We start from the raw sequence: 24130 nt of genomic DNA, 5'->3' as shown, positions 1-24130 counted from the left end.
AACAGGCCGGGTAGCTCGGAGAGGTATTAGGCGGCCTTGTCGTTGGCGGCGGCGGGCTCACCCTTGGTGCGCACCTCGGTGACCATCGCCTTGACGACGCGGACATTGACGCCCGACGCGATTTCGACCATCACCTCGGCCTCTTCGACGCGGGTGATCTTGCCGATCATGCCGTTCGACAGGACGACCGTGTCATTACGCTTGATGCCGGAGATCTGGGCCTGATGCTCCTTGGCGCGCTTTTGCTGCGGGCGGATGATCAGGAAGTACATCAGGGCGAAAATCGCCACGAAGGGCAGAAGCTGAAGCAGGGCAGCTTGATCCAAGACGGTTCTCCGTTAGTCTCATTGGGGCCTGAAAACAGGCGCAATTATCGATGCGCCATACATAGGCGCAGAAACAAAAAGGTCAATGCGCTTTTTATGCGCCCTTATGAGGGCCTATCGTGCAAACGGTTTACGGCAGGACCAGGGTCGGATCGATCGGCTTGGCGATTTCCGACGACGGCGTATAGCGGATCTCGAAGTGCAGTTGCGCGCGGTCGACCGCCCCGGTCTTGCCCAGCGTCCCCAACGCCTGCCCCTGCTCGATCTTCTGGTTGGCCTTCACGCTCACCTTGCCCAGATGCGAATAGCCCGTATAGAAACCGTTGGCGTGCTTGATATAGACGGTGTTGCCCAGTTCTTTCACCTGATCGCCGACATAGACGACGATGCCTTCATCGGCGGCCACGACCTCGGCCCCTTCCGGACCACCGATATTGATGCCGTCATTGCGCACGTTCGGCCCCAGCTGACCGTAGCGAACCAGCACATTGCCCTTGTACGGCCAGACGAATTTACCCTTGCCCAGTCTGGCGATACCGGTCGAATCCGGGAACACCTTCGGGGCCGCCGGCTTGATCGGCTCGACCTTTTCGGCCTCCTTGACGACCGGTTTCGGCGCAGGCGGCACGACGACGGGCTTCGGCGCCGGCGTGACGACCGTGGCGTCGACCACCTTGACCGGCGGCTTTTCGACCGGCCTAGGCGCGGGTGCCTTGTCGGCCTGGGCGACGACGGTCTTCACCTTTTCCGGCGCCGGACCGTTGGCATAGGCCTCAAGCCCCTTGTCCTTCGCCGTTTCCGGCAGCAGCACCTTCTGACCGATGCGCGTCACCGACGCCGCGGTCAGGCCGTTCATCTGATAAAGCGTCTGAATCGGCACGCCGAACCGGCGCGACACGCCGTACAGCGTATCCTGCGCCTGAAGCGTATAGACATAACCCGCCGTGAGCGTCTTTACCGCCGGGGCGACGGCCGGTTTCGGCGCACCCGGTTTCACCTCGGGCGCTTTCACCGCGACCACCTTCTCGACCGGCGGCGGCGGGGGTGGCGGTGGGGGCGGCAATTCGTTGGTGGTGATCTCACCCTTCGTGCCCAATCCCTGCACCCCGGCGTTTTCATCGACCGGCTTTTCAGGGGTGAGGGCTTTTTCCGGCGAAGGCGCTTCGGCGACCGGCTTGTCCTGCATATAGATCGGATATTTGGGAGCTTGCGGCGCGACCGTACACCCGGTCAGGCCGACACCGGCCACCAGAAGCGTGGATAAAAGAAACGGTACGCGCATGGGGTCTCTCCCGACAAATCTCTTCAGGACGTCTTTACGCGCTCTTTATGGGGGAATTATGGATAATGAAAGATTACCGTGCGCGCGTTCCAGTCACGTTTTGAAAAGGAATTCGGGGATCGAATCGAAAAAATTTTCGTGATCCGCATCCAATACCCGCCCCGGCGGACATTCAGTCGCATAAGGACGCCACAGGGGTCGTCCGGCGCAAAGGAAATCAATCATGGACTATTTTCATCAGTACTGGTGGCTGATCTTCCCGATCCTCGGGATGGGGATGGGCTTTTTCAGCATGTACAGCGCCCACCGCGCGCGGACCGAGAAGATCCGCCTGATCCGCTTCTACGTCGAACAGGGCAAGGAACCTCCGCCCGCCCTGCTCGCCACCCTCAGCGACAACGACAGTACGGACGGCTGCGGCGGCACGCGCTCCGGCCGTATCACCAGCCTCGTTTCCGCCTTCACCGTGTTCGCGGCGCTGGCGCTGGCGTTTGGCTACACCGGCTGGCGCACGGGCGAGACCGTGTTCATCGCGCTGGGTCTGGGCTTCGCGCCCGCCGCGCTGATCATGCTGATCCTGCTCATCTACCGCCTGCGCACCGAGCGTAAGGACTGAGGTGCGCCAGCCGGGGGACGACACACGCCTGTCGCAGGCGAAGCAGGGATCGGATCAGGCCTTCGCGGCTCTGGTCGGCGCGCATCAGCAGGCGGTGCGCGCCTTCCTGCGTCGTCTGGTCGCCACCCCCGCCGATGCCGACGATCTGGCGCAGGAAGCCTTCGTCACCGCGTGGTCGCGCCTTGACCGTATCGCGCCGGGCGTCGCGTTCCGCACCTTCGTCTGCGGCATCGCCTACCGCAAGGCGCTCAACGACCGGCGACGGTTGAAACGCGGCAGCGAACGCGACGCCGCCTGGCTATCCCTGCGCGACGACGCCGAGACGCCCGCGCACGAGACGCGCCTGACGCTGGACGCCGCCATGCAGACCCTGCCGGTCGAGCAGCGTGCCGCGGTATCGCTCTGCGTCGCCGAAGACTACAGCCATACTGAGGCCGCCGCGATTCTGGGGCTTCCCCTCGGCACCGTAAAATCGCATATTCAGCGGGGCCGTGCGCGGCTGTGTGCGCTGCTGGGAGTTGAAAATGACTGATAGCCTGAAAGCGATGTTTGCCGCCGAACCGGTCGTGCCGACGCGCGACTGGGCCTTCGAGGTACGCGTCATGGCCGCCGTCGAGCGCCGCCGCTTCCGCCGCCATGTCGGTCAGATGATCGTCGTCGCCCTGTCTTTATTGATAGCCGCCGTGGCCCTGACGCCCGCCGTTGCACCGGTGCTGGACGGCCTCTATGCCCTGCCCGTCTTCGTGGTGATGATCAGCGCCATCCCCGCCGTCTTCGCGATCCTGCGTCAGGCGCGGTTCAACCGTCCTTAGCCACGCCTTCGATCAGCGGCACGAAACGCACCTCGCCCAGATCCTCGACCTCATAGGCGTCCGGCGTCCGCGTATAGCGCAGCAGACGCTGCACCGAGCCCTTGCCCTGCGGCGCGACCATGATCCCCTTGACCTTGAGCTGCGACAAAAGCGGCATCGGCTCGTCCGGCAGGGCAGCGGTGACCAGAATCCGGTCGAACGGCGCCTGCTCCGGCCAGCCGGCCCAGCCGTCGGCGAAACGGTAGATGATGTTTTCAAGCATCAGCCGCTTATGGCGGATTTCCGCCTCCAGCATCAGCGAACGGTAGCGCTCGATCGTATAGACATACCGCACCAGCCGCGACAGGATCGCCGTCTGGTAGCCCGACCCGGTGCCGATCTCCAGCACCCGGTGACGGCCTTCCAGCTTGAGCGCCTGTGTCATCAGGGCGACGATATAGGGCTGTGAAATCGTCTGGCCTGCGGCGATCGGGATGGCCGAATCCTCCCACGACCGGTCAAGGAACAGCTCCGGCACGAACAGATCGCGCGGCGTATATTCCATCGCGTGCAGCAGCTTTTCGTCGCTGATGCCCTGCGCCTTCAGGCTCTCCAGCAGACGCTCGATCCGGGTCTGGCCCTTATCCGTATCGTCCATCATTGATCGGCCTCCAGCATGACTTTTTTCGGCACGGCTCCACCCAGCACACCTTTGAAATCGTTCAGGGTTTCATAATGCGTCAGGTCCAGATGCAGCGGCGTTACCGAAATACGGTTTTCCGCCACGGCCTTCAAATCCGTGCCATCGAGCAGCGTATGTTGATGGGCATGGAAATCAAGCCAGTAATAGTTGCGCCCACGCGGATCGACGCGTTTCACCGCATGCAGGTCGTGCAGGTCGCGGAACCCCTGACGGGTCATTTCAACGCCGGTCACCGCCGCGTCGTCGCAGTCGGGGAAATTGATATTGAAGATCAGATTCTTCGCCCAGCCCTTTGACAACAAAGCGCTAATCACCGGCGCGCCATGGATGCGCGACGCTTCCCACTGCGCCTCGACGTCGATATCGAAATCGAGGCACTGCGACAGGGCGATCGACGGAATCCCCAGACTCATGCCCTGCAGGGCGCCCGCCACCGTCCCCGACAGCGTCACGTCCTGCGCCAGATTGAAGCCGCGATTGACCCCCGACAGCACGAGGTCCGGCGGCTCGGGGAGCAAATCATTGACCGCGATCTGCACGCAGTCGGTCGGCGTCCCGCTCACCGCAAAGCTCTTGTCGTCCCGGCGATGCGCCCGGATCGGATCGTGCAAGGTAATCCCCCGCCCCTTACCGGACTGCTCATACAACGGCGCGCAAACCCACACATCGTCGCTCAGGTGCGCGGCGATCTCACGCAGCACGGTCATACCGTAGGCGTCGATACCGTCGTCATTGGTCAGGAGGATACGCATGCAACCGTACTACTGCGATTTCGCGTAAATCCGCAAGCTTGGTCGCAGTCGGAAAGTCAAGTTATGCAGGGTCGCGGACCCTGCACCCGTCACTTGGAGCAGGTGGCACGGCTCGCTCTCAAAATCCCCTCTCCCTGAGGGAGAGGGTTAGGGTGAGGGGGAAATGCCGCACACACGCGCTTGAGGATCAGACACTTTAAAACGCCACATAAGTACAATAGGAAACAGCTACCCCTCACCCGGCGCTCCGCGCCACCCTCTCCCTCAAGGGAGAGGGAAATCTACCCGATATGCGTCAGGCCGCCCATGTACGGCTGCAACACGTCCGGAATCGCGATTCGACCGCCTTCGTCCTGATAGTTCTCCATGATCGCCACCAGAGTCCGACCGACCGCCAGACCCGACCCGTTCAGCGTATGGACAAACCGCGTACCCTTTTCGCCGGCCTTGCGCGTGCGGGCGTCCATGCGACGCGCCTGGAAATCCCCGCAGTTCGAGCAGGAGGAAATCTCGCGATAGGTATTTTGCGACGGCAGCCATACCTCCAGATCATAGGTCTTGCGCGCGCCGAAACCCATATCACCCGTACACAGCAACATGGTGCGGAAGCTCAGACCTAACTTCTTGAGGATCGCCTCAGCGCATTCGGTCATGCGCTCATGTTCTGCCGCCGACTCTTCCGGCGTGGTGATCGAGACCAGTTCGACCTTCTGAAACTGATGCTGACGGATCATGCCCTTGGTATCGCGCCCCGCCGATCCGGCCTCGGCACGGAAACAGTTGGTCAGGGCCGTCAGGCGCAGCGGCAGTTCTTCCTCGGCGGTAATCGCCTCGCGGACAAGATTGGTCAGCGACACTTCAGCGGTGGGGATGAGGTAATGCTCGACCGTGGTCTTGAACAAATCCTCTTCAAACTTCGGCAGTTGCCCGGTGCCGAACAGCGCGTGGTCCTTGACCAGCACCGGCGGATTGACTTCCAAATAGCCGTGCTCGGTCGTCTGGGTGTCGAGCATCCACTGACCGATGGCACGTTCCAGCCGCGCCAGTTGCCCCTTGAGCACCACGAAGCGCGAACCGGACATCTTCGCCGCCGCTTCGAAGTCCATCAAACCGCCCAGCGGCCCTTTCAGAGCCTCGCCGAGATCGGCGTGATCCTTGGCCGGGAAGCTCAGAATATTCGGCGCACCATGTGTGCGGATTTCGACATTGCCCGCCTCGTCCTCGCCCTGCGGCACGTCCTCGAACGGAATATTCGGCAGTGAAGCCAGCAGGTCGCGCAGTTCCGCGTCCTTCACGCGCTCCTGCTCCTGAGCCTCGGCAATCGCGCCTTTCAGGCCCTCGACCTCGGTCATCAGTTCCGCAGCGCGCGCCTCGTCCTTTTGCGCCTTGGCCTTGCCGATTTCGCCGGACAGTTTTTTCAGTTGCGCCTGATTGGTTTCGAACGCCGTCTTGGCGGCGCGGAGGTCCTTGTCCAGCGCCAGAAGCTGATCGACATCGGCCTGAGCCGTTTCGCGGCCTCGCGACGTCCAGCCCTTGAGATATATGTCCGGGGTTTCACGCAGGGCTTTGATATCGTGCATGGCGTTGGTCCTTAGGTCTCAACAGGTGGCTTGCCCCACCCACCGCTTCGCGGTCCCCCCTCCCCGCTGTGCAGGGAGGGATGTAAAAAATCCTTCCCCGTTTACGGGGAAGCTGGATTTCTCGTCAATGCTTCATTGACGAGAAAGACGGAAGGGGGAATGCGTCAGCGCCGCGACCTAAGCCGCCGGTTCTTTCCGACGCCATTCGATGACGCGGACGCAGACAATCGAAATCTCGTACAGAATGGCGATCGGGATCGCCAGCATCAGCTGCGAAATCGGGTCCGGCGGCGTTACCACGGCGGCCACGACCACGATACCGAGGATGGCGTAGCGCCGCCCCTGCGACAGCATCTTGGCCGACACCATCCCCGTCAGGCCCAGAAGGGTCAGAACGATCGGCAACTGAAAGCACAGGCCAAACGCCAGCATCAGGGTCGTCACCAGAGACAGATATTCCGAAATCTTGGGCAGAAGCTGCACCGAGACCTGACCGGCGCCGAAGATCTGCTGATCGAGCGAGAACCACAGCACCATCGGCAGCATGATGTAATAGACCAGCAGCGCCCCCAGCACGAACAGGATCGGCGCCGCGATGAGGAACGGCAGGAAGGCCATGCGTTCGCGCTTGTACAGACCCGGCGCGACGAAGCGATAGATATGCCAGGCGATGATCGGGAACGAGACGATGATCGCACCGAACCCAGCGATCTTCATCTTGGTGAACAGGACTTCGAGCGCGCCGGTCGAAATGACCTGAGCGGGCGTCGTCGCGACCACTTCCTTGAAGCCGAGCAGCACCAGAATCATGTCGAACGGGCCGTGCGCGTGGCCATTATTGGCCCCGGTGACGGCGAACATCTCGTTGGCAACCACAAAGGGGTGCAGCAGGAAGATCGTAATCCGTTCGGCCTGAGTGAAACAGGCAATGAAGGCGACAGCGAAGGCCGCCACCATCCAGATCAGGCGCGAGCGCAACTCGATCAGGTGGTCCATCAGGGGAGCGCGCGACGATTCGATATCGTGCTCGTCGGCGTCGTCGCGGGTCACGATGTCGTTCATGACGCCACCTTCTTGGCACGGGTGCGTTTCGGCTTGACCGCGTCCTCTACGACCGGTGCGGCCTCGACAGCTTTGGCTCTGGGTTTTCTCGGCTTTTTGACCGGCGCGGGCGTTTCCGCGACCGGCGCATCGGTCACCGAAGGCTGGCCATAGTCATCGCTGAAATCGTTGCTGTCCGGCGACGGCACGTCGTCCGAACCGCTGTAATAGTGGCCCTTGGGCTGAAGCGTTTCGTCGATTTCGCCTTCGATGCGGCGCATATCCTCGCGGATATCGTCGATGACCGGCGAGGATATCTGCCCGGAGCGCAGGGCCTCGACCTCCTTGCGCAGGTCGTCCAGTTCCGATTGCCGCGCCATATCGTCGAAGGACGTGCGGAATTCGTCGGCCATCGACCGCATCTTCGCGACGAACTTGCCCAGTTGGCGCAGAAGTTTCGGCAAATCTTTGGGCCCGACCACGATCAGAGCCACGACCGCGATCAATATGAGCTCGGAGCCCCCAATACCGGGCAGCATCAGTCAGCCTTTGTCTTAGTATTTATACAGCACACCGAGGTGCGAAAGGCGCTTAGTTGCCGTCCTTGTCGGTGACGGTCTTGGCCGACTCGTCCTTCTTGGGCGCGTCTTCGTCCTTGAGGCCTTCCTTGAACGCCTTGATGCCCTTGGCCGCGTCGCCCATGATGCCCGACAACTTGCCACGGCCGCCGAACAGCAGCAGCGCGACGACCGCGACGATGGCCCAATGCCAGATGCTCATACCACCCATTACTACTCTCCTGCTTTGCTCTTCTGCACAATCTTAGATCTGCGGTTCGCCAATTTGATAGCGAGATACACCGGCACGAAGATAATTGCCATAAAGAAGAGCGGTACAACCAATACAATCAACCAATGCCATAGACTTACGCTTCCCATATCCCCTCCGAAAGCCGTGGCGTCCTCTGTATTATAGGCGGATTGTATGACGACATCAAAGCGAAAATAAGCCCTGTTGCAAAAGCTTATCGGTCGCCGTTTTCGGCGCTCTCGAAGAAGTCCTGAGCGAATTCGACCTGCTCCATCTCGTCCGCCTCGATCGGGTCTTCGGCGGGGCGGGACCCCGCCGGGTCGGGGATGACGAAATCGGCGGGGACATTGAGGTCGAGCAGCCCCGCCGCGCGCATATCCGCCGCGCCCGGCAGGTCGTGCAGGCTGGGCAAAGAGAAGGTCTCCAGAAAGTGTTCCGTCGTGCCATAGGTCACCGGGCGGCCCGGCGTGCGCCGCCGTCCACGCAGCCGGATCAGGTTCATCTCATGCAGCACATCCAGCGTCCCGCGCGACAGGCCGACACCACGGATCGTCTCGATCTCGGCGCGGGTGACCGGCTGATGGTAGGCGATGATAGCGAGCGTTTCCAGGGCGGCCTTCGACAGCTTGCGCGGTTCTTCGCGCTCCTCGACCATCAGGTAGCCGAGGTCGACGGCCGTGCGGAACTGCCACTTGTCGGCGATGACCTCCAGCGTCACGCCACGATCGGCATAGCGGCCTTTAAGCGCCGCCAAAGCCTTGCCGACATCGGCGCCTTCGGGCAGACGCCGCGCCAGATCGGCGGCGGACATGGGCCCGGCGGCGGCGAACAGCAGCGCTTCGAGGGCGCGTTCGGTGTCGATAGCCATCTACATCCTCCCCTGTGAGCGAAGCGATACGGGGGAGGTGGCAGCGCGAAAGCGCTGACGGAGGGGGCATTCTTCGTGTGGCTCCCCCCACCCACCCCTTCGGGGTCCCCCCTCCCCGTAAACGGGGAGGGATGTCAGAATGGTCATCATCGTCCCTCCACCAGCGGCGGGCGTTGCCGCATATAGAGCGTCTCGAACGTCCCTAGCTGCTGGACCTGCATCAGGCCCTCCTTGGTCAGTTCCAGACTGGCCGACAGGGTCGAGGCGACGTAGGAGGCGCGCTTCGGACCGCCCTCGCCGATCGGCTGAGGGGCGATCTCATCCAGTGGCGTCCACTCTTTCAGTTCCGGCAGGACATCGCGCAGGTGGTCGCGGGCGTCTTCCAGCGGATAGGCCTCGACGCGCATCGACGGGTCGTAATGGCGGGCGATTTCGCGCTGGCGCTGCGTAACATAGGCCCCCATCAGGTCGAACAGCGACACATCCAGCCGCGACGACGGCAGGATGACGCGCGCCTCCGGATCGCCGCGCGCAAAGACATCGCGCTTCAATTGCGGGCGTGAGGTGATCGCCTCGACCGCCTTGCGGATAGCTTCGAGCTTTTTCAGGCGAAAGGCGAGCGCCGCGGCCAGTTCTTCGGGTTCCGGTTCGTCGGTCGCCTTGCGTTCGGGCACCGGCAGCAGGAGGCGCGATTTCAGATAGGCCAGCCACGAGGCCATGACGAGGTAATCCGCCGCCAGCGAAAAGCGCAGTTTGCGCGCCTGCTGGATGAAGCCGAGATACTGTTCGGCCAGTCGGGTGATCGAGATTTTGAGCAGGTCGACCTTCTGCTGCCGCGCCAGAACGAGCAGCACGTGCAGGGGGCCTTCATAACCGTCAAGATCGAGGACCAGCGCGTCGTCGGCCTCGATGTCGCTGTCGGGGACGGCGTCGGCGGAGAAGTCGAGGCGGTGTTGGTGCACCTCGTTCTCCAGCCGGACATTGTCCCCGCGTGTGGCCATACTTAACCGACCTGATAGACGGTCGGGTCGGCATAGCCTTCGTAGTCTTCGCGCACGGTGGCGACCTTGCGGCGCAGGGCGACGCTCAGGCGGGTGCGCGCGGCATTGACGTCGAGCGGCTCGACGACGTGCTTCAGGCGCGCCACGGCAGACATCGCCCGCTCCAGCGCCTTGCCCTTGAGGACCGGCGTCGCGGCGGCGACCTGCTGCATCTCGTCCATATTGCCGTTGCAGTGCAGGACCACGTCGCATCCGGCGCGCAGGGACGACTTGGTGCGGTGGGCGAAGGTGCCTTTCAGCGCCCCCATCGACAGGTCGTCGCACATCAGCAGCCCGTCGAAACCGATATCCTGGCGGATGACCTTGATGACCTTTTTCGAGGTCGTCGCCGGGTTACGACGGTCGATGGCCGCATACACCACGTGCGCGGTCATGGCCAAAGGCATGTCGGCATTGACGGCGAACGGATAGAAGTCGGTTGTGTCCAGTTCCTCACGCTTCGCCTTCACCACCGGCAGGTCGTGGTGCGAATCGGCAAGCGCTCGGCCATGACCCGGAATATGCTTGATCACCGGCAGGACGCCCCCGGCCAGTAGGCCTTCGCAGGCGGCGCGGCCCATGGTGGCCACGGTTTCCGCCGTGTCGCCATAGGCGCGGTCGCCGATGATGTCGTGGGCATTGGGCTGCGGCACGTCGAGCACCGGCACGCAGTCGACATTGATCCCCAGCGCCGCCAGATCGTGCGCCATCAGACGCGCCCCCAGCCGGACCAGCTCACGATGTTCGAACACCGATTCGGTGACGTCGCCGAAGGTCGCGGCGGGCGGATAGGTCGGCCAGTGTGGGGGTTTCAGGCGCTGAACGCGGCCGCCTTCCTGATCGATAAGAATGAGCACGTGCGGGTGACCGGCGGCGGCCCTGAGCGCGGCGACCAGCGCCTTGACCTGTTCCGGCGTGTCGATATTGCGCTTGAACAGGATGAAGCCCAGCGGCTTTTTCGCGGCGAAGAAGGCGATCTCCGCCTTGCTCAGTTCCAGCCCTTCGCAACCGAAGATGGCCGCAGTGATCTTACCCTTGAATGTCGTCTTAAGCACGTCGTTACAGATCCTGTCTTATTTGACGAAGCAGCTCTTGCCCGCCGCTTTCAGCGCGTCGCAAAACTGCTTCGCCTTTTCCTTCGAGGCAAAACCGCTAAAAGACGTCCTGTAAAAAGTCGATCCGTTGACTTCGACCTTCTGAACGGTCTTGGACGTGCCGCCGACGAACATGCCGTAGGTCGACGCCGCCTGCGCGTATTCGCGGTCGGCGATGGCCTGCGACGAGAAGGCGCCGATCTGCACCGAAGCGCTGCCGCCGGACACGGCCACAGGCTTTTCAACGGGCTTGGGCGTTTCAACGGGCTTGACCGGCGGGGCGGCAGGCTTTGCATCGCTCACCGGCGCGGGCTTGTCTTCCGCCTTGAAGACCGGCGGTGCCGTCTTGCTGGCCGGGGGCAGGATGTTTTCGGCGGCATCGGCGGGCTTGACCGGCGCGACGGCGCTGGAGGCGTCACGCAGTTGCGGCGCTTCGGTGTCGTTGGCGAATTTCGGCGCGGTGGCCGAGGTGTCGGCCGCCGAATCGATCAGGTCGTCCTCACTCAGCGGCTTCGCCTCCTCGATAGCGCCATCCTTATAACCGGCCAGCGGCTCACCGACATCGCCGACCTTGCGCGAATTCAGGCCCGAATTATAGAACAGGACCACCGCCAGCAACAGCACGACCAGCACGATGCCCGAGGCGATGAGGGTGATCGGCGTCTGGTCGCGCGACGGGGCCGGACGGCGCGTCTCGTAACTCAGATGATCCTCCGTCGGCGGCGAATAGGTACCGCGCTCGTTATCTTCCACCATGGCCCTCGTCCTCACTCCAAATCATTCCCGGCACCGCCCTGGGCAACATGCCGGAAAACGCCTATCCCACGAATGCCGGGCTCAACTCAAGTGTCAAAAGCCGGACCATGGCGGGCGATGCGCCCTCGCCTGCGAATCACAGGCAGCAAAGCAGCTGATTTTGTCATCCCCGGGGCCGGAGTAAAAGCCTTTCCTCAAAAGTGACGGGGGCGAAAAATAAACCGGCGTTATGTATTATTTTCGCCGCACTCGTCAAAAATACGTCGAAAAGTTGAGCGTTTTGATGAAAAACGCCCTCGGGGCGACGTTTTCGGCTTGCTCGCCTGTGTCCTGTTATTTTACGCTCATGAGACGAGTAGCGAGTGCAATGAGGCGTGCATGCTGTTTGCGGCATCCGGCTATATGTTCGAGGATTTTATCCACGACACCTCCGAAATCACGTCGCGCGAAAAACTGTACGAGGTTTTTCGCGAGGCGATGGGGGCGCTTGGCTATGACCGAGTCAATTTTTCCATCGGCCGCGATCAGGACGTCCCCGCCAGCGAGATGGGCTTCGGCCTGATCAGCAACTATCCTACCGACTGGCAGAAATATTACGCCGAAAAGAACTTCGTGAAGATCGATCCGGTGTTTCGTTGCGCCGTCAGCCATTACGGCCCCTTCCGCTGGTCGGATCTGGAACGCAAGCTGCGCCTCAGCGACAAGCAGATCCGCTTCCTGCGCATGGGCGAAGAGGCCGGGCTCAACAACGGTATCGGCATACCCTTCAACGGACCGCGCCTTCAGATCGCCGGGGTCGGTCTGGCGACCTCGGCGAAACAGATCAAGCCCTATGCCAAGCTGGATCTGGTCAGCGCCTACTGCAATCAGTTCTATACGGTCTATAAGCGCATCGTCGCCAAGTCGCACGGCCTGACGCCCGAAATGGCCGTCCTGTCGTCGCGCGAACGCGAAATCCTGACCTGGGTCGCCCACGGCAAGACCGACGACGATATCGGCTGCATCCTCGGCATCAGTTCGAATACGGTCGACTACCACATCCGCAATATCTACGGAAAGCTGGGCGTCAATAACCGCGTCGTCGCCGCCATCAAAGGCATCTCGAACGGCTTCATCGAGCTCTGATCAGACCCCGATCAACCCCTGAACGCGACTCGCCTCCGCATCACCCCCATCACCGCATTTCCACGCCTGCGTGTGCGTCCGCGCGCCTGACGGGTAAATCAGGATAAAATTCATCGCCTTCCGGCGCAAACCCCACGCGTTCGCGTGGTATTTTTTCCGCCCTCTCAACGGCACCATATCCAGACCACCACACCGGGAGGCTGATATGATCAAGCTTTTGAGTTATAAAAACATTTCGCAAAATGCCGAACTCTATTTCGATCAATTCCGATTGCGCCACCGCGAGTTCATCGACCGGCAGGATTACGACGTCAAGGCGCATGACGGCATGGAGTTCGACGAATACGACACCCTGGCGGCGCAATACCTCGTCTATAGCGAGGACGGTCGCACCGCACTCGGCGCCAGCCGCCTGACGCCGGTGGTCATGGGCTGCATGCTGAAGGATCACTTTCCGCATCTGGTCGACGATCACGCCATCCTGTCGCAGGCCGACGTCTGGGAAGGTACGCGCTTCTGCATCGACAGCCGCCTGCCGCCGGAACAGCGTCGGCATATCTGTCAGAGCCTCGCCCTCGCCTATGTCGAAGCCGGTCTCGAACTGGACGCCACCCATATTATCGGCCTGATGCCGACCCTCATCCTGAGGTCGGTGTTCGAACGCTCCGGTATCGCACTCGACCGGCTGGGCGCGCCCCACGCCATCGGCGCTCACTCCAAAATACAGGCCGCCTCGATCCAGGTCTGCGTCGAACAAATCACTCGCGCCGCCGCCACCAGCGGCCTGTCCAAAGTTATGGCGCACACTCCGATCTAATCGATCGAACCGGCACGCCAATTTTTTTTAACGCGCATCTGATCCGAAAACCGCCTTGCACTTTTCGGGATGCGCTCAGCGGAGACACCCCCCACCATGCTGCGTAATCGCGATGCTTCCGTCGAACAACTGCTCGACGCCCTCGACTTCATGCGTAAAGACCTGCGCACCCACGATCTCAACGGGTTCGCCGATATCATCGACAAGGCTTTTGAGACCTGCGCCGACCGGTATGTAGAGGACAAGATGCGCGGCCTCTATACCTCGCTGGAGACGCGTCAGATCAATACACGCCCGATCTGAAACGTGCTGGAAATCAGACGTCCGGCCTCCTCCGCCGTTTCCTGAACCGGACGTCTGCACCCTGAAAGGCGCGCCTTGCCCAAGGGGGCGCGCCTTCTTTTTCTATTTGGGCTCGTCGTGCGACATGGCCTTGACCAGCGCCAGAACGCTGCGGCGCTTGGTGGCGTTGATGCGCACGAAATAGCGGGCCAGTTCGGCCCCTTCGGCGCTGGCCAGAAAACGCGCCACGCTCATGCCCGATTCAAGGCCGAAATCCGGCCCGGTGGGGCTCGCCTTGCTCTCCGCCGCCCCCGGGTCCGACGCCGCGGCGGCATCGATGCCATCGAAAAACCGCGCCACGGGTATGCCCAGAAAGCGCGAGATTTCGAACAGCTTGGACGAGCTGATGCGGTTGGCGCCGCTTTCGTACTTCTGCACCTGCTGAAAGGTCAGACCAATGGCATCGGCCAGAGCCTCCTGAGTCATCCCCAGACGCTTTCGGTTCATGCGGACGATCTGTCCCACATGCACGTCAACCGGGTGTTTCTCGCCTTCCAGCACGGGCTACTCCTGTTCACTAAATCCCCTGAAAACAACGCATAGCAGCCTTGGCCGCCGCCGGTCAATGCAGGGGTTTCGTAAACCTGAGGTGGCAGGAAGGGTTGGTAGGCCCGGAGGGACTCGAACCCCCAACCAGACCGTTATGAGCGGTCGGCTCTAACCATTGAGCTACAGGCCCCCGTCAAGGGAAGGCAGCGTGCCTAACATGACCGCCTGCCGATTTAAAGCCCCACACCCGCGTTTATCAACAAATGGCAATCTAACAGGCGGGTTCATGCCCGGTTCAGACACCCCAATCGATAATTGATTTCAGCTTCGGTAATCGATCACAAATCGATCACACGGGCGACGTAAGGCCGACGCATTACGGCATTTATCTAACCCAGATGGCACGGCCCTACCGTCCCGCAACCTTAAGAGACCCCGACTATGAAAAAGACCCTGTCCCTGTCCGCCGCCATCCTGATTCTGGGTTTCGCCGCCGCTCCTGTTCTGGCGCAACCCGCCCCCGTTGCTGTGGAGAAAATGATGCCGGAGGGCACGATCCTCAATCTGTCCGAAACCGCCGAGGTCAAGAGCGCGCCCGACGTCGCCTTCATCACCTTCGGCGTCGTCAGCGAAGGCAAGACCGCGCAGGAGGCCATGGCCGCCAACGCCGCCCAGATGAACAGCGTCTTTGCCGCCGTGAAAAAGCAGGGCATCGCCGACAAGCACGTTCAGACCTCGGGCCTCAACCTCAATGCCGTCTATGACTATCCGCCGAACGCCACGCCGGTCCTGCGCGGCTATCAGGCCTCGAACCAGATCAGCGTCCGCGTCGAGGACCTGTCGAAGCTGGGCGTCACGATCGATGCCGTGGTCAAGGCCGGGATCAACCAGATCAACGGCATCTCGTTCGGCCTGAAAGATTCCTCGAAAGCCGCCGATCAGGCGCGCATGGATGCCACGAAAACCCTGCGTGCCCGCGCCGACCTTTATGCCAGGTCGCTGGGCCTCACGGTCAAGCGCATCAAGGTTCTGAGCGAAGCCGCTGATACCTCCGGTCCGCGCCCGGTGCCGATGTACAAGACCATGGCCATGGACCGCGCCGAGTCCACACCGATCGCCGGCGGCGAGGTCTCGACCAGCCTGACGCTCAATGCCGTGTTCGAACTGGAATAGGCTCCACACCTTTTCTGACAAAGGGCGGCTGGCAACAGCCGCCCTTTTTTCGTGTCCGCTCACACGACTGTGATGACAAACCCAAATATCGGTGTTAACTTTTTATTAAGGATATTTTTCCGGGGGATGCGGGGCATGTCAACACACCTGAAATGGGCGAGCGCCATCGTGATCGGCGGCGCGCTGGCCGTGACGGTCGCCGTCGGGTTTGCACAGGCGCAAGACGCCAAAAGCAATAGCACCGCCAGCCGCGCCACAACGCTGAAACCCACCGCGGTCAGCGCTGCAAAGATCAATCCCGTCCTGCTGCGCAAGCCCGAGGCCCCCGCCCGCGTCGACTGGTCCGCCGCCGTCATGCAGTCGCGCGCCGCGCCGATCAGTACGCTGAACCTCAAGGCCGCGCGCGATCCGAAAGCCCCGACGATCCAGCCGCTGGCCGCGCGCCTGCCGCGTCAGGAACTCGACAAGACGCGCCTGCCCATGCTGATGCCGAAGACCGGCGGCCTGATCAAGATCGACAAGGCGAAAGTCGTGTCCTTCGGTGATGCCTATTCGCTCAACCTGCCGCAGGACAAGGGGATGCAGTTGACCCTGATGGGCAACCGCTCGATGATCAAGGCCGACCGCGGCATGATCTCGGCCAAGGCCCGCGCCAAGGTCAACGGCGTCGCCGAAACCGTCCGCATCACCAAGCTGGAAGACGGCTGGACGGCCAGCTTCCGCCGCTACGGCGTCCTCTATACGGTCGATCTGCTGTGCGAGGACCTGCAAAGCGCCGCCTGCGCCACCGACGGTTATCTGCGCGCCGCCATCGCCGACATCAGCGAAGTCACGCTGGGGGCCGAGGCGATGAAAGAAGCGCAAGCGGCGGGGGTCAAGTGATGCGCGCCTTCGCCCTTATCCCCCTGCTGCTCTTCGCGGCCTGCGACCAGACCGGCACCGGCGGCGGCACGTCATCCTCGTCTGCCTCGTCATCTTCGTCCGAAAGCAGCGCCGCGTCGTCATCGAGCGCGGCGTCCTCATCGGAATCCTCATCGTCCATCGCCCTGCCCGACTTTCCGCACGATCCGGCCACGCAACTGGCCGCCGGGTCCGGGTCGGGCTATACCGACCTGTCGAACTGGGCGCCGGGCATCTGCTTCCCGCTGGCCGATACCCCGGCCTATGCCAATTCGCAGGTCTATCGCCCCGGCGGCAGCGCCCGTCCCTCCGAACCGAGCCAGTGCGCGACGGAAAACTACAGCTATCCGTGGCAGGATAATTTCTGCGAAAGCCGCAGCTGGTCGAACCCGCTGTGCACGTCCGGTCAGGGCCATCAGGGGCAGGACATCCGCCCGAAAACCTGTAAGTCGAACCTTTACTGGGCCGTGGCCCCCGAAGACGGCGTGGTCACCCAGATGGGCTCGATGACGGTGGCCATCACCGGCAATGCCCCGCCGCACCGCGTCTATCGCTACCTGCATATTTAGAAATCGACCCTGCGCGTGGCCCTGCACGACACCGTCGTGCGCGGCCAGAAGCTGGGGCTGGTGTCCAACAATCTCGGTGTCAATTCGCAGGGCCAGCAGCAATATACGACCATCCACCTGCATTTCGAGATCCGCGTGGGCCAGACCGAAACCCTGTCCGACGGTACGGTTTTGAGCGCCGACGACTTCGTGCCGCCCTATACGGCGCTGGTCGATTCCTATCAGCGCAAGCTGGGCGGCGACTGCCCGACGGTGGAATAGACTCTGGCCAAAGCGCAGGGTTGTCTTTAGGGTAATCTCAATACGGGGGGATTATTCATGCTGACATTTCTGTTTTCGACCAAGGGTCGCGTAAAGCGCGTGCCCTATGTGGTGTTTGCGCTGACGCCAACCCTCATTCTGTGGATTACAGGTGAAATTCTTAGCGGGCTGGTTCCCGGCCTGCATATACCTGCCTATAGTCTGCCCCTGATAAGCTTGGACATCGTGCGCCTTTTGCTGGTCTGGCCGATCTATGTTCTGTCCGTTAAGCGCCTGCACGATCTGAACCGGCCGGGCTTTCCGGCCCTGATCATTCTGTCGTCCTTTGTTATGGACGTACTTTATCTGATGGTGCCGCTTATCGTTCCCGCGATCGATCTGGAGATAGGGATAGTCAGCAACCTGTATGAAACCGCCGCAAGCCTTCTAAGTATGCTGGGTAGTATATTCTTTTTTGCCCGCCTCGCCTTTATAGCCACGCTGTGCTTTGTCCCCGGCACCAAAGGCCCTAACCGCTTCGACTCGGCGCAACCCGACGACAGCGTGTTCGAATAGGCGCCTCAATGTTGAATGTCTTTTTTTCGCCTCGGGGCCGGATCGCGCGCCGCGCGTTCCTATGGGGCATAATGGCGATCTATATCTTCAAAGCCGCCCTTATCATCGGTCCGAAAGCGTTTCTTCGCACGTTTGGCGCGGCCCTGCCTGAACGAGCCATAGATAGCCTTTTTCTAGGGATCATGGGTTTGAATATCGTGACTCTGTGGTGCCTGTCCTGCATCACCAGCAAGCGGCTGCATGATACAGGCGCCGTAGGCTGGCCGGCCTTCGGGCTGTTTTTCTTCGCGTCGGCGTTTGTCCTGGCGGCCACGGCGCTCAAGGCGCTTCAGTTATCGACAGGACTTTCCGGCGAAACCCGGCTGGTCGTCCAGACGATCTATTATGGTTTGTGGGGATTGACGTTTTTAGCGCTCCTTTTCTGGCCCGGTCAGAAACAGCCGAACCGCTACGGCTCGCCACCTGGGCGAAAGCTGACACCCGACGTCGACGTTTTCGAATAGGCTTGCCCCCATCCCGCCTTTGCGCGACAAGAGCGCATGAACACTCCGCCCAAAGCCGCTAACGACGCTTCCGTCACGCCCCTGTTCGTGTCGGAGGTCTATCGCGCCGACCTGAGCGCCATCCCCGATTTCGAGACCTTGCTCGAAGACCTCGACGACACCTGCCGCGCCTTCGCCGACGAGGACGAGGCGGGACAGAACTGGTCGCAGCAGAAGGCCTATCTTGGCTATACCTCCTATGGCTCGCTCAACGACCTGCCGCTGCTCGCCAGCGTGTTCGAGGACCTGAAAACCCACCTCGACGCCCACGCCGCGCGCTTTGCCGAGGCGCTGGAATACGACCTGCCCGAAGGTGCGCTGAAGCTCGACAATATGTGGATCAATATCCTTGAGCCGATGGGCACCCATTCGGGTCACATCCACCCGCACAGCCTGATTTCCGGCACCTTCTACGTCCACGTTCCCGATGGCGCCAGTGCGCTCAAGTTCGAAGACCCGCGCCTGACCTCGTTCATGAACAGCCCCCCGCGCAAGGCCAATGCCCGCCGCGACCATCAGGCCTTCGTCTACGAAGCGCCGCAGCCCGGCACGCTTCTGATGTGGGAAAGCTGGCTGAGGCACGAAGTCCCGATCAATCTCAGCGAAGACGTCCGCATAAGCATCAGTTTCAACTATAGTTGGTGAGGAAACCATGACACCCGTTAATACCGCGCTCGTCGGCTTCGGTCCGGCGGGGAAAATCCTGCACACGCCTTTGATCAAAGCCGCGGGTCTCAATCTGAGCACTGTTGTCTCCAGCCGCCCCGACGATGTCCATGCCGACCTGCCCGGCGTCAAGGTCTGCGATTTCGAGACCCTGCTGGCCGATCCGGCGGTCGAACTGGTCGTCGTCGCCACCCCCAACGACCTGCACGCGCCTCAGGCCATCGCCGCGCTGAAAGCGGGCAAGCACGTCGTCGTCGACAAGCCGTTCGGCACCAGCATCAGTGAGGCCGAAAACGTCGTCGCCACCGCCAAGGCCGCCAACCGTCTGGTCACCGTGTTCCACAACCGCCGCTGGGACGGCGACTTCCTCACGGTGAAACACCTCGTCGAAAGCGGCACTCTGGGTGAGGTTTCGCTGCTGATTTCGCGTTTCGACCGCTTCCGTCCGCTTCTGCGCAATCGCTGGCGCGAAGACCCTGCCCCCGGCACAGGCGTATGGTATGATCTGGGGCCGCACCTCGGCGATCAGGCCCTGACCCTGTTCGGTCAGCCCGACGCCGTTTCCGCCGACATGGCGGCCCAGCGCGACGGCTCTCAGGTCACCGACTATTTCCACGTCACCCTGCATTACGGGACGCGCCGGGTCCGGCTGCAAGGCGGCTGCCTGACGCCGGCCCCCGGACCGCGTTACGAGGTCCACGGCCATCTGGGCAGCTATGTCAAATACGGCCTCGACGCGCAGGAAGACCATCTGCGCGCCGGGATCGCCATCGGGGACGAACGCTGGGGTGTCAACAGCGACGGGGTGCTGACGCCGGTCTCGGGCATCGACCCGCAACCGCCGCACGCCTATCCGACCGAGCGCGGTCGCTGGACGAGCTTTTATGAGGGCGTCGCCGCGGCCGTGCGCGGTACAGCCCCGCTGCCCGTGCTGCCGGAAGAGGCGCTCAACGTCATGCGCCTGCTCGATACCGCCCGCGAAAGCGCCGAACAGGGCCGGGTCATTCGCTTCAAAAAGGGACTGTCGTAGATAAGTTGCCTTAATCTACGACAGTCCCTTTTATTTCAACTTTCGGCACATCATCCAGGTGTCGACCCTGAACAAAATCCTCAACCAGTTTCAGCGCCAGAAAGGTCGGCGTGATCACAAGGTAGACAAAACCTAGACCGCGAGCTCCTTGCGGACGATATCTGCGCCGGCCCCTAAAGCCGCCAGTTTGCCTCTGGCAACGCCGCGCGGCAAAGGGGCCATGCCGCAATTGGTACAGGGGTAGAGCTTGTCGGCATCGACAAACTGAAGCGCTTTGCGCAGCGTATCGGCGACCTCCTCCGCGGTCTCGATGGCATGGCTGGCCACATCAATGGCCCCGACCATCACCTTCTTGCCGCGTATGAGTTCGATCAGGTCCATCGGCACCTGAGAATTATGGCACTCAAGCGAGACCATGCCAATGCTGGATTTTTGCAGCCTGGGGAAGGCTTCCTCGTACTGGCGCCACTCCGACCCCAGAGTCTTTTTCCAGTCCGTGTTGGCCTTGATACCGTAGCCATAACAAATATGGACGGCGGTTTCACACGTGAGCCCTTCAATAGCCCGCTCCAGTGTGGCGACACCCCAGTCATTCACCTCATCAAAGAACACATTGAAGGCGGGCTCATCGAACTGGATGATATCGACGCCAGCCGCTTCCAGTTCTCTGGCTTCCTGATTCAGTATCCTGGCGAATTCCCAGGCCAGTTTTTCGCGGCTCTTATAATGGGCGTCATAAAGCGTATCGATCATGGTCATCGGGCCTGGCAAGGCCCATTTAATCGGTTGCTTCGTTTGCTGACGCAGGAACTTCGCATCCTCGACAAAAACCGGTTTCCGGCGCGCCACAGCGCCGACGACGGTCGGCACGCTCGCGTCGTAGCGATCGCGAATCCGAACGGTCTCGCGCTTTTCGAAATCGACTCCGTCGAGGTGCTCGATGAAGGTGGTGACGAAATGCTGACGTGTTTGCTCGCCGTCGCTGACGATATCGATGCCGGCCTGTTGTTGATCCGCCAGTGCCAGACGCAGGGCATCCTGCTTGCCTTCGATGAGGGCCTCACCCTGCAACTTCCAGGGGGACCAGAGCGTTTCAGGTTGGGCAAGCCAGACGGGTTTGGGCAAGCTGCCGGCGGTTGAGGTGGGCAATAGCGTTTTCATGGCGGGTGACCTTGTGGTTTGGGCCGATCAGGCGGCGTAGGTGGCGGACCATTGCTCAAGGAGGGGCTGGTAGGGTTTGATGAAGTGTTCCTCAGCAAACCTCCCCTGCTCAACAGCCAGTCGACTGCGTTCCTCCCGGTCATATACAATTTGAGTCAGGGAATAGTCCTGATGCTCCAGACTGGGCCGATAGTGCGCCCCGGCCGCAGAATTGGCGTTGTAAATCTCGGGCCGGTAGATCCTTTGGAAGGACTCCATCGTGCTGATGGTGCTGATAAGCTCAAGATTGGTGTAGTCGCCACACAGGTCGCCGAGGAAATAGAAGGCCAAAGGCGCAACGCTGTCTTGAGGCATGAAGTAGCGGACTTTCAGACCCATCTTACTAAAGTACTGATCGGTCGAAGAGCATTCGCCCTGCCTGTATTCGACCCCCAGTACAGGGTGGCGATTGTCAGTCCGATAATAGGTTTTGCTGCTTGAGGCACTCAGACATATGACCGGCGACTTATTGAAATTCGCCTTGTATGCCTTTGAATTCAGAAAACATTTGAACAGATTTCCATGCAGATTGCCAAAATTGTCCGGCACACTGAATGAAGCCTGATTTCTGTTATGCTCCCGCAACAAGATGCTGAAGTCGTAGTCACGTACATAAGAGGAGAAATTGTTCCCCACCATGCCTTCAATGCGTTCGCTGGTCGTTTGATCAACGACCGTCGTTTTCAGTATTTCAATCAGGGGGAAGGCCTCACTATGGCCTTCCAAACCCAGGCTCATCTCAACGGAAATGATATCAAGCTCGATCGAATAGCGGTCGCCTCTGGCATTATCCCAGTGCGCCAGCGCATTGAAACGATTGTCAATCATCCTCAAGGCATTGCGCAGGTTCTCCTGACGATTATTACCTCTCGCGAGATTGGCGAAATTGGTGGTGGCGCGGGTGTTATCTGCAGGTCGATAATCCTCATCGAAGCGGAGGCTTTTTAGGGTGAATTCAAGCTCGACAGCCATCTTGATCGCGCGTCCTAGGTTTTGAGTTGGGTTCCATATCTCCCCTTTGACAGGATCGACCGCCGGGCTCCGACGACGTTCCCATCAGGATCGCGATGACGCATACACCATTCAATTCATGACAAAAAATGACTTGTTTTCACCTATCAATGAATTAAAGTCATGAATATGCTTGACCTTCAACACCTTGCCATTCTCCGCGAAGTCGATCGCTCCGGAAGCCTGACCGCCGCGGCCGACAGGCTGAACCTGACGCAATCCGCGGTGAGCCATGCGGTTCGGCGCTTTGAAGACCGTTTCGGCATCGCCTTATGGGAGAAGGCGGGGCGCGGCATTCGCCTGACTCAGGCGGGGCAATATCTGCTGGCGGTAGCCAGCCGGGTCTTGCCGCAGATCGACCATGCCGAGCGCGTCCTGTACGAATTTGCCCAAGGCCGCCGGGGGGCGCTACGCGTTGGCATGGAGTGTCACCCGTGTCAGCAATGGCTCACGCGTGTGCTCGACCCGTATCTGAGACAATGGACCGAGGTGGATATCGATGTCACGACGGCGTTCAAATTCGGCGGCATTGCGGCTCTGCTGGGTCATGAGATCGATCTGATCATCTCCCCGGACCCCATCGCGCATCCGGGCCTTACCTTTGTGCCGGTGTTCGACTACGAGATCGTACTGGCCGTCGGCCGACAACACCCTTTGGCCCGCAAGGCCATCGCCAGCCCATCGGACCTGGGTTCAGAAACCCTAATCACCTACCCCGTCGCTGTAGAGCGCCTCGATATCTTCACGCAGTTTCTCGTCCCCGCAGGCTGGCGCCCCCGACGCCACCGAACCGTCGAGACGTCTGAGCTTATGCTTCAGATGGTCGATGCCGGACGGGGCGTAAGCGCCATGCCGGACTGGCTTCTACACGAAATGCCTTTAGGTGCCCGCGCGCACGCCCTTCGGCTGGGGGAAAAGGGTATCCCCAAGAGCATTCATGTCGGCCTGCGTACGGAAGATCGCGCGGTCGCCTATATCGAAGGCTTTATCGACATAGCCAAGGCGACAACCCGTACATGACGACTGAAATGTCGCTACACCCTAACGGTCCAGCCTGAAACTGACTTCGGTCACGATGTCGATACGGTCGCCGTTCACGTCGGCGGGTGGCTTCGGCAAAGGCTGGGCATCCACCAGCATATCGAGGGCGGCCTGATCCAGTTCCGTCGAGCCCGAGCCCCTGACGATCTGCGACAACAGCAGACGTCCCTGACGATCCACAGTGAAGCTCAACGTCACTACCCCCTCGATGCGGCGGCGTTTGGCCTGTTTGGGATAGACCTTGAAGCTTTCGACGTGCCGCCGGACCAGGGCCAGGTAGGCGGCTGTCGGTTTGCCGGTCTTTGCCGCCGTCTGCGGCGCGGGGCCGGGATGGGGCGATTGCGGCGCATCGGACGCCGCACGGCCAGTGCCCGGCGCGACAGGGGTGAGCGTCGCCGGTGATTTGGTCGCCGTATTCGACGGCGCTGCGGCGCGGATATCGGCGGGTTTATCGGCTGGCTTTTCCTGCGCTTTTTCCGGAGATTTCGTCTCGGATACCGGAGCCGGTTTCGGTAAAGGTTCCGACGCGATTGGTGGCGGAGGCGGTGTGGCCCCGGCGGGCGGCGGTGCAGCACTGTCGCGGGCGATCTCCGCCGACAGGTCAAGCGGTTCCATCGACACCTCCATCACGACATCGGAGGTGGGCCTGCTCACCGTGGGCGACCAGAAAGCGAGCGCCAGCAGGACGCCTCCGTTGATGACAACGGAGGCGCCTGTAGCGAACAGCTTATGTCTGAACGTCAGCATATA

31 protein-coding genes and 1 tRNA gene are annotated in these 24130 nt (G+C 61.2%); 15 read left to right on the top strand and 17 right to left on the bottom strand.

What is annotated here, in order from left to right:
• Positions 1 to 26: 26 nt before the first annotated feature.
• Both yajC and PQU92_RS13440 read right to left on the bottom strand, forming a co-directional pair.
• Entirely contained in the window at positions 27 to 326 is a 300-nt protein-coding gene (gene yajC, locus PQU92_RS13445) for a preprotein translocase subunit YajC (protein WP_272748755.1), read from the bottom strand.
• Positions 327 to 456: 130 nt separating this feature from the next.
• On the bottom strand, positions 457 to 1608 hold the full coding sequence (locus tag PQU92_RS13440) for a M23 family metallopeptidase (RefSeq protein ID WP_272748754.1): 1152 nt from the start codon (positions 1606 to 1608) through the stop codon (positions 457 to 459).
• A 223-nt stretch (positions 1609 to 1831) separates the two neighbouring features.
• Between PQU92_RS13440 and PQU92_RS13435 the strand changes: the two genes are divergently transcribed.
• From PQU92_RS13435 to PQU92_RS13425, 3 genes are read left to right on the top strand one after another with little or no spacing between them, the layout of a single operon-like run.
• Positions 1832 to 2224 (top strand): hypothetical protein, encoded by a 393-nt coding sequence (locus PQU92_RS13435; RefSeq protein WP_272748753.1) that lies wholly within the window; start codon positions 1832 to 1834, stop codon positions 2222 to 2224.
• Position 2225: 1 nt separating this feature from the next.
• The gene (locus tag PQU92_RS13430) at positions 2226 to 2756 is read left to right on the top strand and encodes an RNA polymerase sigma factor (protein WP_272748751.1); all 531 of its coding nucleotides are present in this window, start codon (positions 2226 to 2228) and stop codon (positions 2754 to 2756) included.
• Positions 2749 to 3036: a DUF1622 domain-containing protein gene (locus PQU92_RS13425; RefSeq protein ID WP_272748750.1), complete on the top strand. Its 288-nt coding sequence runs from the start codon at positions 2749 to 2751 to the stop codon at positions 3034 to 3036. Before PQU92_RS13430 ends, PQU92_RS13425 begins: the two co-directional genes overlap by 8 nt.
• On the opposite strand, the gene PQU92_RS13420 is transcribed toward PQU92_RS13425, so the two are convergent.
• The 10 genes from PQU92_RS13420 to PQU92_RS13375 all read right to left on the bottom strand — a co-directional run bounded on the left by PQU92_RS13420 (position 3023) and on the right by PQU92_RS13375 (position 11659).
• Positions 3023 to 3676 carry a protein-L-isoaspartate(D-aspartate) O-methyltransferase gene (locus PQU92_RS13420; RefSeq protein WP_272748749.1) on the bottom strand — a complete coding sequence of 218 codons (654 nt, stop codon included), beginning with the start codon at positions 3674 to 3676 and terminating at the stop codon, positions 3023 to 3025. The genes PQU92_RS13425 and PQU92_RS13420 overlap by 14 nt on opposite strands.
• Positions 3673 to 4470, bottom strand: a complete 798-nt coding sequence (gene surE / locus PQU92_RS13415; RefSeq protein WP_272748748.1) for a 5'/3'-nucleotidase SurE — start codon at positions 4468 to 4470, stop codon at positions 3673 to 3675. The genes PQU92_RS13420 and surE overlap by 4 nt, the downstream gene beginning before the upstream one ends.
• 281 nt (positions 4471 to 4751) lie before the next feature.
• Positions 4752 to 6050, bottom strand: a complete 1299-nt coding sequence (gene serS / locus PQU92_RS13410; RefSeq protein WP_272748747.1) for a serine--tRNA ligase — start codon at positions 6048 to 6050, stop codon at positions 4752 to 4754.
• Positions 6051 to 6227: 177 nt separating this feature from the next.
• Positions 6228 to 7112, bottom strand: a complete 885-nt coding sequence (gene tatC / locus PQU92_RS13405; RefSeq protein ID WP_272748746.1) for a twin-arginine translocase subunit TatC — start codon at positions 7110 to 7112, stop codon at positions 6228 to 6230.
• Positions 7109 to 7630 carry a Sec-independent protein translocase protein TatB gene (tatB, locus tag PQU92_RS18910; RefSeq protein WP_368407113.1) on the bottom strand — a complete coding sequence of 174 codons (522 nt, stop codon included), beginning with the start codon at positions 7628 to 7630 and terminating at the stop codon, positions 7109 to 7111. Before tatB ends, tatC begins: the two co-directional genes overlap by 4 nt.
• Positions 7631 to 7682: 52 nt before the next feature.
• A complete protein-coding gene (locus PQU92_RS13395) occupies positions 7683 to 7880 on the bottom strand; it encodes a twin-arginine translocase TatA/TatE family subunit (RefSeq protein ID WP_272748745.1) in 198 nt (65 codons plus the stop codon).
• A 235-nt stretch (positions 7881 to 8115) separates the two neighbouring features.
• Positions 8116 to 8769, bottom strand: a complete 654-nt coding sequence (scpB, locus tag PQU92_RS13390; RefSeq protein ID WP_272748743.1) for an SMC-Scp complex subunit ScpB — start codon at positions 8767 to 8769, stop codon at positions 8116 to 8118.
• Positions 8770 to 8915: 146 nt separating this feature from the next.
• Entirely contained in the window at positions 8916 to 9770 is an 855-nt protein-coding gene (locus PQU92_RS13385; protein WP_272748742.1) for a segregation and condensation protein A, read from the bottom strand.
• A 2-nt stretch (positions 9771 to 9772) separates the two neighbouring features.
• Positions 9773 to 10864: a beta-N-acetylhexosaminidase gene (gene nagZ / locus PQU92_RS13380; protein WP_272748741.1), complete on the bottom strand. Its 1092-nt coding sequence runs from the start codon at positions 10862 to 10864 to the stop codon at positions 9773 to 9775.
• Positions 10865 to 10882: 18 nt separating this feature from the next.
• Positions 10883 to 11659 carry an SPOR domain-containing protein gene (locus tag PQU92_RS13375; RefSeq protein WP_272748740.1) on the bottom strand — a complete coding sequence of 259 codons (777 nt, stop codon included), beginning with the start codon at positions 11657 to 11659 and terminating at the stop codon, positions 10883 to 10885.
• 378 nt (positions 11660 to 12037) lie between these two features.
• Between PQU92_RS13375 and PQU92_RS13370 the strand changes: the two genes are divergently transcribed.
• The 3 genes from PQU92_RS13370 (at position 12038) to PQU92_RS13360 (ending at position 13904) form a co-directional block, all read left to right on the top strand.
• Positions 12038 to 12784, top strand: coding sequence for a LuxR family transcriptional regulator (locus PQU92_RS13370; RefSeq protein ID WP_272748739.1), 747 nt, complete (start codon positions 12038 to 12040; stop codon positions 12782 to 12784).
• A 205-nt stretch (positions 12785 to 12989) separates the two neighbouring features.
• Positions 12990 to 13601 (top strand): acyl-homoserine-lactone synthase, encoded by a 612-nt coding sequence (locus PQU92_RS13365; protein ID WP_272748738.1) that lies wholly within the window; start codon positions 12990 to 12992, stop codon positions 13599 to 13601.
• A 96-nt stretch (positions 13602 to 13697) separates the two neighbouring features.
• Positions 13698 to 13904 (top strand): hypothetical protein, encoded by a 207-nt coding sequence (locus tag PQU92_RS13360; protein ID WP_272748736.1) that lies wholly within the window; start codon positions 13698 to 13700, stop codon positions 13902 to 13904.
• A 102-nt stretch (positions 13905 to 14006) separates the two neighbouring features.
• Here PQU92_RS13360 and PQU92_RS13355 read toward each other — a convergent pair whose 3' ends face one another.
• Positions 14007 to 14444 carry a helix-turn-helix domain-containing protein gene (locus PQU92_RS13355; protein ID WP_272748735.1) on the bottom strand — a complete coding sequence of 146 codons (438 nt, stop codon included), beginning with the start codon at positions 14442 to 14444 and terminating at the stop codon, positions 14007 to 14009.
• A gap of 102 nt (positions 14445 to 14546) precedes the next feature.
• A tRNA-Ile gene (locus tag PQU92_RS13350) sits at positions 14547 to 14622 on the bottom strand.
• Between the two features lie 251 nt (positions 14623 to 14873).
• Between PQU92_RS13350 and PQU92_RS13345 the strand changes: the two genes are divergently transcribed.
• From PQU92_RS13345 to PQU92_RS13310, 8 genes are all read left to right on the top strand, one after another.
• On the top strand, positions 14874 to 15605 hold the full coding sequence (locus PQU92_RS13345; protein WP_272748734.1) for an SIMPL domain-containing protein: 732 nt from the start codon (positions 14874 to 14876) through the stop codon (positions 15603 to 15605).
• A 135-nt stretch (positions 15606 to 15740) separates the two neighbouring features.
• Positions 15741 to 16487, top strand: a complete 747-nt coding sequence (locus PQU92_RS13340; protein WP_272748733.1) for a hypothetical protein — start codon at positions 15741 to 15743, stop codon at positions 16485 to 16487.
• Positions 16487 to 17074, top strand: a complete 588-nt coding sequence (locus tag PQU92_RS13335) for a hypothetical protein (RefSeq protein ID WP_272748732.1) — start codon at positions 16487 to 16489, stop codon at positions 17072 to 17074. Before PQU92_RS13340 ends, PQU92_RS13335 begins: the two co-directional genes overlap by 1 nt.
• 15 nt (positions 17075 to 17089) lie before the next feature.
• Positions 17090 to 17335 carry a hypothetical protein gene (locus PQU92_RS13330; protein WP_272748731.1) on the top strand — a complete coding sequence of 82 codons (246 nt, stop codon included), beginning with the start codon at positions 17090 to 17092 and terminating at the stop codon, positions 17333 to 17335.
• 57 nt (positions 17336 to 17392) lie between these two features.
• Positions 17393 to 17890 (top strand): DUF805 domain-containing protein, encoded by a 498-nt coding sequence (locus PQU92_RS13325; protein WP_272748730.1) that lies wholly within the window; start codon positions 17393 to 17395, stop codon positions 17888 to 17890.
• Between the two features lie 8 nt (positions 17891 to 17898).
• Positions 17899 to 18393, top strand: a complete 495-nt coding sequence (locus tag PQU92_RS13320) for a DUF805 domain-containing protein (protein WP_438263826.1) — start codon at positions 17899 to 17901, stop codon at positions 18391 to 18393.
• Positions 18394 to 18429: 36 nt separating this feature from the next.
• A complete protein-coding gene (locus PQU92_RS13315; RefSeq protein ID WP_272748728.1) occupies positions 18430 to 19077 on the top strand; it encodes a TIGR02466 family protein in 648 nt (215 codons plus the stop codon).
• Positions 19078 to 19084: 7 nt separating this feature from the next.
• Entirely contained in the window at positions 19085 to 20128 is a 1044-nt protein-coding gene (locus PQU92_RS13310) for an oxidoreductase (protein ID WP_272748726.1), read from the top strand.
• Between the two features lie 132 nt (positions 20129 to 20260).
• Here the strand turns inward: PQU92_RS13310 and PQU92_RS13305 are convergent, their stop codons facing one another.
• Both PQU92_RS13305 and PQU92_RS13300 read right to left on the bottom strand, forming a co-directional pair.
• Positions 20261 to 21289, bottom strand: a complete 1029-nt coding sequence (locus PQU92_RS13305) for a methionine synthase (protein WP_272748725.1) — start codon at positions 21287 to 21289, stop codon at positions 20261 to 20263.
• Positions 21290 to 21316: 27 nt separating this feature from the next.
• On the bottom strand, positions 21317 to 22300 hold the full coding sequence (locus tag PQU92_RS13300) for a DUF1852 domain-containing protein (protein ID WP_272748724.1): 984 nt from the start codon (positions 22298 to 22300) through the stop codon (positions 21317 to 21319).
• Positions 22301 to 22468: 168 nt separating this feature from the next.
• Between PQU92_RS13300 and PQU92_RS13295 the strand changes: the two genes are divergently transcribed.
• A complete protein-coding gene (locus PQU92_RS13295; protein ID WP_272748723.1) occupies positions 22469 to 23359 on the top strand; it encodes a LysR family transcriptional regulator in 891 nt (296 codons plus the stop codon).
• Positions 23360 to 23380: 21 nt separating this feature from the next.
• On the opposite strand, the gene PQU92_RS13290 is transcribed toward PQU92_RS13295, so the two are convergent.
• A complete protein-coding gene (locus PQU92_RS13290; RefSeq protein WP_272748722.1) occupies positions 23381 to 24127 on the bottom strand; it encodes an energy transducer TonB in 747 nt (248 codons plus the stop codon).
• Positions 24128 to 24130 lie beyond the last annotated feature (3 nt).

It is taken from the genome of Asticcacaulis aquaticus, assembly GCF_028550415.1.
Lineage (GTDB): Bacteria > Pseudomonadota > Alphaproteobacteria > Caulobacterales > Caulobacteraceae > Asticcacaulis > Asticcacaulis aquaticus.
The sequence above is the reverse complement of the archived record's forward strand: the minus strand, read 5'-3'. Positions and strand labels throughout refer to the sequence as shown.